This is a genomic window from Corallococcus sp. AB045 (genome assembly GCF_003668895.1).
In the GTDB taxonomy this organism is placed as follows: Bacteria; Myxococcota; Myxococcia; order Myxococcales; family Myxococcaceae; genus Corallococcus; species Corallococcus coralloides.
Window position 1 is genome coordinate 1 of record NZ_RAWN01000278.1, and the last position, 9,610, is coordinate 9,610.

7 protein-coding genes and 1 pseudogene are annotated in these 9,610 nt (G+C 68.7%); 5 read left to right on the forward strand and 3 right to left on the reverse strand.

Annotated elements, in window-relative coordinates; translation table 11 throughout:
- The 3 genes and pseudogenes from D7Y21_RS37795 to D7Y21_RS37805 all read left to right on the forward strand — a co-directional run.
- Positions 1 to 1,009, forward strand: a pseudogene (locus D7Y21_RS37795) (germacradienol/geosmin synthase); the annotation flags it as partial.
- Positions 1,010 to 1,063: 54 nt separating this feature from the next.
- Positions 1,064 to 2,461 (forward strand): family 2B encapsulin nanocompartment shell protein, encoded by a 1,398-nt coding sequence (locus tag D7Y21_RS37800; RefSeq protein WP_121718287.1) that lies wholly within the window; start codon positions 1,064 to 1,066, stop codon positions 2,459 to 2,461.
- 33 nt (positions 2,462 to 2,494) lie between these two features.
- On the forward strand, positions 2,495 to 3,895 hold the full coding sequence (locus D7Y21_RS37805) for a family 2B encapsulin nanocompartment shell protein (protein ID WP_121718288.1): 1,401 nt from the start codon (positions 2,495 to 2,497) through the stop codon (positions 3,893 to 3,895).
- A 280-nt stretch (positions 3,896 to 4,175) separates the two neighbouring features.
- On the opposite strand, the gene D7Y21_RS37810 is transcribed toward D7Y21_RS37805, so the two are convergent.
- Together D7Y21_RS37810 and D7Y21_RS37815 are read right to left on the reverse strand one after the other, a co-directional pair.
- The gene (locus tag D7Y21_RS37810; RefSeq protein WP_121718289.1) at positions 4,176 to 5,687 is read right to left on the reverse strand and encodes an FAD-binding protein; all 1,512 of its coding nucleotides are present in this window, start codon (positions 5,685 to 5,687) and stop codon (positions 4,176 to 4,178) included.
- Between the two features lie 2 nt (positions 5,688 to 5,689).
- Positions 5,690 to 6,010 (reverse strand): hypothetical protein, encoded by a 321-nt coding sequence (locus D7Y21_RS37815; protein ID WP_121718290.1) that lies wholly within the window; start codon positions 6,008 to 6,010, stop codon positions 5,690 to 5,692.
- A 142-nt stretch (positions 6,011 to 6,152) separates the two neighbouring features.
- Here D7Y21_RS37815 and nrfH point away from each other — a divergent pair, with 142 nt between their 5' ends.
- Both nrfH and D7Y21_RS37825 read left to right on the forward strand, forming a co-directional pair.
- Complete coding sequence (gene nrfH / locus D7Y21_RS37820; protein WP_014400156.1) at positions 6,153 to 6,671, forward strand: cytochrome c nitrite reductase small subunit; 519 nt, start codon at positions 6,153 to 6,155, stop codon at positions 6,669 to 6,671.
- The gene (locus tag D7Y21_RS37825; protein ID WP_121718291.1) at positions 6,668 to 8,098 is read left to right on the forward strand and encodes an ammonia-forming cytochrome c nitrite reductase subunit c552; all 1,431 of its coding nucleotides are present in this window, start codon (positions 6,668 to 6,670) and stop codon (positions 8,096 to 8,098) included. Before nrfH ends, D7Y21_RS37825 begins: the two co-directional genes overlap by 4 nt.
- 7 nt (positions 8,099 to 8,105) lie before the next feature.
- Here D7Y21_RS37825 and D7Y21_RS42050 read toward each other — a convergent pair.
- Positions 8,106 to 9,610, reverse strand: a 1,505-nt coding sequence (locus D7Y21_RS42050; RefSeq protein WP_233612449.1) for a hypothetical protein, incomplete at its 5' end; no start/stop codon positions are given.

The following is a 9,610-nucleotide window of genomic DNA, read 5'->3' on the forward strand; positions in this document are numbered from 1 at the left end:
GCGGGTGGGCATGCTGGAGGTGGTGCCCGTGGTGGGGTTCTACGTCTGGGACGACCACAAGTTCGACGCGGCGGACGTGGCCCTCTGCGGCGCGTACATCCACCCGGACGCGACCCCGGAGCAGCTGGACCTGACGGCGTGCTGGCTCGTCTGGGGCACCTACGCGGACGACTACTTCCCCATGCTCTACGCGAACACGCGGGACATGGCGGGCGCGAAGATGTTCACCGCGCGGCTGGGCCAGTTCATGCCGGATGACGTGGAGGCCGCCAACGCCGCGGTGCCCACCAACCCGGTGGAGCTGGGCCTGGTGGACCTGTGGAAGCGCACCGCCGGCCCGCTGTCGCCGCGCGGCCGCATGCTGTTCCGCAAGGCCATCCAGGACATGACGGACAGCTGGGTGTGGGAGCTGAACAACCAGCTCACCAACCGCGTGCCGGACCCCGTGGACTACGTGGAGATGCGCCGCAAGACGTTCGGCTCGGACCTCACCATGAGCCTGTCGCGCCTCTCCAAGGGCGACGCGGTGCCGGAGGCCGTCTTCAACACCCGCACGCTGCGCGGGCTGGAGAACTCCGCCGCGGACTACGCCTGCTTCGTCAACGACCTCTTCTCCTACCAGAAGGAGATCCAGTTCGAGGGCGAGCTCAACAACTGCGTGCTCGTGGTCCAGAAGTTCCTGGGCGTGGACAAGGACGCGGCCGTGCTCACGGTCAACGAATTGATGACCGCGCGCATGAAGCAGTTCGAGCACCTGGTGGCCAAGGAGCTGCCGGTGGTCATCCGCACCTTCGACCTGGATGCGAAGGCGCAGGAGAAGCTGAACAAGTACGTGGAGCAGCTCCAGCAGTGGATGGCGGGCATCCCCCGGTGGCACGCGGAGGTGACCCGTTACACCGAGAAGGAGCTCATCCACGACGCGGCGCCGAAGCTCAAGGCCGGGAACGTCTCCAGCCTGGGCACCTCCGCGATGCGCGTCGCCGAGCTGTTCCGCGCCGCCAAATCCTGAGTTCAACCGCAGTCCGAAGCCTTTTCGATTCTTCAACCTGCAGAAGGGTGACCCATGTCCAACGACACCAAGAAGTTCGACGACAACAACCAGAGCCTTGGCACGCAGGCGGCGCGTCAGCTGGCGACGACGACCAAGTCCGAGCCGCAGATGCAGGGCATCTCCTCGCGGACGCTGCTCAAGCTGCTGCCGTGGGTGCAGGTGTCCGGCGGTACGTTCCGCGTCAACCGCCGCATGACCTACGCGGTGGGCGACGGCCGCGTCACCTTCACCAGCACCGGCGCCAAGGTGCAGGTGATTCCGCAGGAGCTGGGCGAGCTGCCCCTGCTGCGCGGCTATGAAGACGTGGACGCGCTCACCGCGCTGGCCAACCGCTTCGTGCAGAAGGAGTACAAGGCCGGTGAGGTCATCACCGAGGCCGGCAAGGAAGCGGACTCCATCGTCCTCATCGCCCACGGCAAGGTGAACCGCATTGGCACCGGCAAGTACGGCGAGCCGCTGGTGCTGGAGACGCTGGCGGACGGCGACCACTACAGCTACCAGGCGCTGCTGGAGTCGCAGGACTACTGGCAGTTCACGGCGAAGGCCGTGACGCCCGTCATCGCGCTGGTCCTCCAGCAGTCCGCCTTCGAGGCGGTCGTGGCGCAGGTGCCGTCGCTGCAGAAGCACATCGACAACTTCAAGGCCCGCTCCAAGAAGAAGCAGGACACGTCCGGCCAGAAGGCCATCGAGCTGGCCGCCGGCCACCACGGCGAGCCCGTGCTGCCCGGCACCTTCGTGGACTACGAGACGCACCCGCGCGAGTACGAGCTGGCCATCGCGCAGACCGTCCTCCAGATCCACACGCGCGTCGCGGACCTCTTCAACGACCCCATGAACCAGACCCAGCAGCAGCTGCGTCTGACCGTGGAGGCGCTGAAGGAGCGCAAGGAGCACGAGCTCATCAACAACCGTGAGTTCGGCCTGCTGCACAACGCGGACCTGAAGCAGCGCATCCACACCCGCTCCGGCGCGCCGACGCCGGACGACATGGACGAGCTGCTGGCCACGGTGTGGAAGGAGCCGTCGTTCTTCCTGGCCCACCCGCGCGCCATCGCCGCGTTCGGGCAGGAGTGCAACAAGCGCGGCATCTACCCCACCAGCACCGACATGAACGGGACCATGGTGCCCGCGTGGCGCGGCATCCCCATCGTGTCCTGCAACAAGCTGCCCATCAGCGAGTCGCGCACCACGTCCATCATGCTGATGCGCGCGGGTGAGAAGAACCAGGGCGTCGTGGGTCTGCACCAGGCGGGCATCCCGGATGAGATCGAGCCCAGCCTCAACGTCCGGTTCATGGGCATCAACGAGAAGGCCATCATGAACTACCTGGTGACGGCGTACTTCTCCGCGGCGGTGCTGACGCCGGACGCGCTGGGCATCCTGGAGAGCGTGGAGCTGGGTCGCTCGTAGTTCTTCGTCCGCACGTAACGGGAAGGTTCTTCCATGACGACTTCACAGAAGGACGTAGCGGCGCACGAAGGCACCAGCCTCAGCACGGCGGGTGCGCGCCAGCTCGCGACGACGACGAAGACGCAGCCGGTGATGCAGGGCATCTCGCCCCGCTACCTGCTGAGCATCCTGCCCTGGGTGCAGGTATCCGGCGGCACGTACCGCGTGAACCGGCGGCTGACGTACACCGTGGGCGACGACCGGCTGAACTTCAGCAACATCGGCGCCAAGGTGGAGATCATCCCGCAGGAGCTGCTCAAGCTGCCGCTGATGCGGGGCTTCGAGGACGTGGATGACCTGCTCATCCGCACCCTGGCCGGCCGCTTCACCCAGAAGCAGTTCAAGGCGGGGGAGAACATCGTGGAGGCGGGCAAGTCCGCCGAGCACGTGTTCCTGCTGGCGCACGGCAAGGCGCAGAAGCTGAAGGCCGGCAAGTACGGCGACCCCGTCGTGCTGGACACGCTGGCGGACGGCGACCACTTCGGTGACCAGGCGGTGGTGGAGTCGAACGACGTGTGGCCCTTCACCGTCAAGGCCGTCACGGCCTGCACGGTGATGGCGCTGCCGCAGGACGTGTTCGAGTCCCTCATCAGCCAGTCCCCGGCGCTGAAGGCGCACGTGGAGCGCTACCGGGCCAACCTCAAGAAGCCCCAGGACAAGGCGGGACAGGCCGCCATCGCGCTGGCCGCTGGCCACCACGGCGAGCCCGTGCTGCCCGGCACCTTCGTGGACTACGAGCTGAAGCCGCGCGAGTACGAGCTGAGCGTGGCGCAGACCATCCTGCGCGTGCACACCCGCGTGTCGGACATCTTCAACGACCCGATGAACCAGACCGCGGAGCAGCTGCGGCTGACCATCGAGGCGCTGAAGGAGCGCAAGGAGTGGGAGCTCATCAACAACCCGGAGTTCGGCCTGCTGCACAACGCCGACCTCAAGCAGCGCATCAACACCCGCTCGGGTCCGCCGACGCCGGACGACATGGATGAGCTGCTGACGCGCCGCCGCAAGACGCGCTACTTCCTGGCCCACCCGCGTGCCATCGCGGCGTTCGGCCGGGAGTGCAACAAGCGCGGCCTGTACCCGACGGTCGTGGACGTGGGCGGGGCGAAGTTCCAGGCGTGGCGCGGGGTGCCCATCCTCCCGTGCGACAAGCTGCCCATCAGCCGGGAGAACACCACCTCCATCATCGCCATGCGCATCGGTCAGGACGACCAGGGCGTGGTGGGCTTGCACAACGCGGGCATCCCCGATGAGGTGGAGCCGAGCCTCACCGTGAAGCGCATGGCCGTGAATGACCAGGCCATGACGAACTACCTGGTGAGCACCTACTACTCCGCCGCCGTGCTCGTCCCTGACGCGCTGGGCGTGCTGGAGAACGTGGCGCTCGGCGGCTGAGACGTTCCTCGGCTGTGAGACATGGACGGGCCCGGTGCCTTCAGTGCGCCGGGCCCGTTGTCTTTAGCGGCACCGGGCGAAGTACCAGCGCAGCTGCACCTGGCCCCGGAGCACCGGTCCGTCATCCGTGTCCGCGCCGGGCGTGAGCAGTGCGGCCATTACCGCCACCCCGGCGAGCTTCCGCGCGCGAGTCCGAGGTCGCGACGAGGGTCGCTGAAGAAGGCTGCTCGCCGCTTCCGGGGAGAGCCGCGCCCCACCGCCCACGGGCTGACGCGCCTGCTCACGCGAGTCCCAATTCACGGAGATAGTCATTGGCGAAGGCCGCGCGCAGCTCCGGCGTGGGGAGCAGTGCCCGGCGCGCTTCGAGCCAGGCGTCCACGCGTGCCTCGCCGTACAGGCTGCGCACCGCCGGGCCGTCCAGCTCGTGGAACTTGCCCCAGTGGTACGTGTGGGGGATGGAGGACCCGGCGAGCTGCTGCCAGACGCGGCGGTTGTAGGACTTCGTGCGGGTGGACGACGCTCCGTCGATGTCGAGGATGCACGTCATGGGCGCGTGCTGGGTGAACGCCAGCGGAGCTCGGGAGGGCAGGGCGTAGCGCACCCCGAACAGCCCGGGGAACGCATGGGTGCGATTGATGGCGAGGGCCAGCTCCACGGTCTCGCGCACCCGGCCGAGCGGCACGGCCACCGCGCTGCCCCAGGCCTTGCCCCGCGTGGTCGTGTCGGTGAACAGCTCGCCGTGCGTCCCGCAGACGTTTTCGTACTCCGGGTAGAAGCGATCCATCAGCCGCGCCAGCAGGGGGATGGTCAGCTCCGAGACCATGTCCGTCAGCACGCCGATGATTTCGAGCGCGCTGTCCCCCTGCGTCAGCTTGCTGCCGGGGCTGGGCGGGTTCGAGCCTTCCGGACACCGCGCGTGCTCGTACATCACCGTGACGAAGACACCCCGCTCCATGTCGTTGGGGTTGATGACCGCCGTGAAGTGATAGGGCTTGAGTCCCGGCGGCCCCGGCAGCGTGATGCCGGAGAAGTCCAGCTGGTCGAGCGCGCGCCAGAGCCCCTCATCGAGCGGCATCCTCCGGCGGTACGCCTGGAGGTAGTAGAGGTCCACCACCTCCATGAGGACGCCGTGCACGAGGCCGAAGCCGCCCAGGCCCACCAGGGCGGCGTTGAAGAGGGCGTCGTCCCGGATGAGCTCCGCGCCCAGCTTCTGGGGAATCTCGTCGTGGATGACTGGCGCGCTGGCTCGCTCCAGCCAGACGTGGCGGTCCGGTGAGACGACGACGTGCAGGCCCACCACGAAGTCCTGCATGGCGCCGGTCTCCAGGCTGGAGCCATGCGTGCCCGTCCCGATGGCCCCGGCGATGGTCTGCCCGTTGCTGGCGCCCGAGGTGGTCAGCGACTTGCCAATGCTCTTCAGGAAGTGGTTCAGCTCCGCGACGGAGACACCACACTGCGCGAAGAGGAGGTCCTCCCTCCGGCCTGGATAGGCGGGATGGGTGCGGGGTGCGGGGAAGAGGTAGTTCAGGGGCCGGGTGTTGACGAGGATGCCGCTGGTGGCGGGCGCCTTGGTGAAGGACCAGCCTCCGCCCAGGCCGCGGATCTCCAGGCGCTCGGTGAGCGCGCGCTGGATGAGCCCCTGCAGGCCCACGGTGGTGTCGATGTAGCCCGGCACCGTGGACTGGGAGGCATCCGCGTTCCAGACATCCACCAGCAGCTCCAGCTTCTGGGTGTAGCTCTGGTGCCAGTTCTGCCAGCGCTTCTGGCTGCTCTCGTGGATGACGGGGGGCATGGCTACCGCACCCCTAGGTCGCCGGGCGCCGGCTGCGCCTTCGCGCAGCGCCACTCCACCCGCTGCGGCATCGCGAGGCCGAGCGTCAGCACGCTGATGAGCGCGAAGCCCACGTTGGTGCTCTGGGTGACCTCCGCGAGCGCCTGGCCCTGGCAGTTGTCCACCTGGGGCCGCTCCTGGACGAGCCCCCAGCCCAGGGACCAGAGGACCTCGCCTTGCGGTTCAGTGGCGCTGGCCCCGGCGGCGCCGGGCGCTTGGACCCGGTAGTGCGCGCAGGCCGAGCTCAACCCCAGACACAGCAACGCCGCCGCACGCTTGGACATGCTCGAGCATGGGCCCGCCAGAGGGGTGGGACCATGCGGTCAGCGGTCGTGGGCGTCTGTCTGACACTTCACGCGCACGCGCCACCGTCACGCTGTTGAAGTGTTTCCCCCACCGGTGGGCGATTTATGTAGGGTGCCCCACGTGCTCTTCGCATCCCGCACCGTGCTGGCCGTGACCCTCGGGATTGCCATCGGTGTGGCGGTCGGTCTCGGCGGCTTCACCTTCGCGTACGCGAAGGGCTCGTCGTACCTGCGGGACGACCCGGCCGCCTGTGCCAACTGCCACATCATGAACGAGCAGTACGACGGCTGGCGCAAGAGCAGCCACCACGCGGTGGCCACCTGCAACGACTGCCACACGCCCGCGGGCTTCCTGCCCAAGTACTACACGAAGGCGAGCAACGGCTTCTGGCACTCGTTCTACTTCACCACCGGCACCTTCCCGGACCCCATCCGCCTGCGTCCGGGCAACCGCGTGGTGACGGAGAACGCGTGCCGCAAGTGCCATGCCTCCATCGTGGAGGCCATCGAGACGCCGCCCACGGGCCATGGGCAGGTGGCGCCCGGCGAGCAGCTCCAGTGCCTCACCTGCCACAACTCCGTGGGTCATCCCGAAGGGTCGGGGAACCCCGAGCTCATCCGTAAGGAGATTGCACGATGACCGAGCCCGAGAAGGCTCCGGCGAAGCGCCGGCTGTTCAGCGGCATCAAGCTCGTGGTGGCGGTCGCGGTGGTGGCGGCGCTGGCCTCGGCGGGTGTCACCGCCCTCCTGGTCAACATCATGGAGCGCAAGCAGGAGGCGAAGAACCCCTTCTACCGGGTGGTGGAGCTCGACGACACCATCACGGACCCCGCCGTGTGGGGGAAGAACTTCCCGCTCCAGTACGACGGCTACAAGCGCACGGTGGACCAGAAGCGCACCCGCTACGGTGGCAGCGAGGCGGTGGCGCGCACGCCCACCCAGGCGGATCCGCGCTCGGTGGTGGCGCAGAGCCGGCTGGAGGAGGACCCCCGCCTGGTCACCATGTGGAGCGGCTACGCCTTCGCCACCGACTTCCGCGAGGAGCGCGGCCACGCGCACATGCTGGAGGATCAGGTCTTCACCCAGCGGCAGCAGGTGACGCAGCAGCCGGGCACCTGCATCCACTGCCACGGCAGCGTGTACGTGCCCTACAAGAAGCTGGGGGACGGGGACCTCATCAAGGGCTTTGAAAAGATGAACCAGATGCCCTTCGCCGAGGCTCGCAAGCTCGTGGAGCACCCGGTGTCCTGCATCGACTGCCACGACCCCACCACCATGCAGCTGCGCGTCACGCGCCCCGGCTTCATCGAGGGCATCGCCGCGCTCAAGGCCAGCCAGGGCGTGCCCGACTTCAAGGTGAACCAGGACGCCACCCGCCAGGAGATGCGCACGTACGTGTGCGGGCAGTGCCACGTCGAGTACTACTTCAAGGGCAAGGAGAAGCGCCTCACGTACCCCTGGGCCAAGGGCATCAACATCGACCAGATCATGGCCTACTACGACGAGGACGGGCACGCCGACTGGACCCACGCCCTCACCGGCGCGAAGGTCCTCAAGGCGCAGCACCCTGAGTTCGAGATGTACAACCAGGGCATCCACGCGAAGAGCGGCGTGGCGTGCGCGGACTGCCACATGCCCTACCAGCGCGAGGGGGCGATGAAGATCAGCGACCACCACGTGCGCAGCCCGCTGCTCAACATCAACCGCGCCTGTCAGACGTGCCACAAGTGGAGCGAGGCGGAGCTGCTCAACCGGGCGGAGACCATCCAGACGCGCACCTTCCAGACGCGCAACATCGCCATGGACGCGCTGGTGGACCTCATCCACGACCTCGAGAGCGCACAGAAGGCGGGAGCGCCCGAGGACGCGCTGGCCAAGGCGCGCGACCTGCAGAAGCGCGCCCAGTTCTACCTGGACTTCGTGGAGGCGGAGAACTCCATGGGCTTCCACGCGGACCAGGAGGCGGTGCGCATCCTGAGCAACTCCATCAACTTCTCACGCCTGGGCCAGAACGCGCTGCGCCCTGTCGGAGCGCCCGCCGCCGGAAGCGCGGGCGCTCCTCGGTAACGTCTGTCTAATACTTCACGCGCACGAGGAAGACGTCGCCGCGCGTGGGCTTGAACTTGTCCACGCCGAAGTCCGTGACGCGGTCGGTGTAGCCGAACAGCACCGTGTCGCCGTCCGGCATCAACGTCACCGCCGGCACCGCCTCCACGCCGTACAGCTCGCCGCGCGCTTCCGGCGCGGTGCCCAGGAAGAGGCGCGAGGCCAGCGGCTGTCCCGTGGGGTCGAAGCGCTGGGTGAAGAGCTGCGCGGACCCCAGGCCGTCCGTGCCCGAGGCTCCGTTCTCCAGCCACGAGTACGTGTAGCCCACCACCAGCACCTCGCCGGTGGAGTGGATGGCCACGCCCTGCACGGACGCGTCCACGCCCAGGTCGCGCGCCCAGCGCTCGGTGCCGTCCGCGCCCGTCACCACCACGAAGGGGCTGGGGCTGGAGGCGCCCTTCAGCGACGCGCCCGCCCAGGAGAAGCTGCCCTGGAAGTCGCCGCCCGCCACCACGTCACCGGCGGTGTCGCGGCTCACGTCCCGGACACTTCCCTTCACGCCGGGCCGCACCTTCGCCCAGCCGAGCGCGCCGTCCTGCCGGTACAGCGCCACGAACGGGCTGCCCGAACCGGAGCCCTGCGTGACGTTGGTGCCGAAGCGCACGGTGCCCGTGTAGTGCCCCGCCACCGCCACGCTGCCGTCCGCGCCGGGGGCCAGGGACAGGGGCTCGGCGCCCGCGCCTACGGACTCCGCGCTGCCCACGGCGAAGGCGCGCTCCGCCGTGCCGTCCGCCGTGAACACCGCCACGCCGGCCGAGGCCCCCTTCACCTCGTTGCCCAGGTCCACGGAAGCCGGCGCGGTATAGGCCACGTACAGCCTTCCTTCCGCGTCCGCCGCCACGTCCTTCACCGTCAGCTCGCCGGGCACCCGGTGCGCCCAGAGCGTCGCGCCGTCCGCGGACAGCCTCGCGATGATGGCGCCGTCGCTGAGCTTGCCGGTGCCCAGGTCCACCGTGCCCTGGATGTTGCCGGCCAGGAGCATGCCGCCAGCACCGTCCGCCGCCACGCGCGCCCGAACGTCCGCGCGCAGTTCCGCGGGCGTGGGGTTCACGCGCACGTCGTACGCGTGGGTCCACAGCGTCTGCCCCCCGCCGGAGCGCCGCGTGAGGACCAGCTCCACGGCGTCATCCGTGGGCGTGCGCGCGTCCAGGTCGTCGTAGCCGTGCACGGCGGCGGTGAAGAAGTCGCCCGTGGTGGCGTCCGCCGCCAGGTCCAGCGCCAGGTCGTCCTGCGCGGCGCCCTCCTTCGCGAACCACAGCGTGGCCCCCGATGCAGGTGGCACGGTCTCCGGCTCCTTCACCGGAGGCGGCTGGGTCTGGGGGTTCTCATTGCCCGGCGGCGTCTGCGTGCCGCTCCCCGGGGGTGGAAGCTCGCCCGGGATCGAAGGCTGCTCTTCGGGCGGGCACCCCAACTTCGAATCCTGGCAGGTGTCCGGATCAGGCTTTTCAGCCCCGCCTCCGCACCCCCACCCTC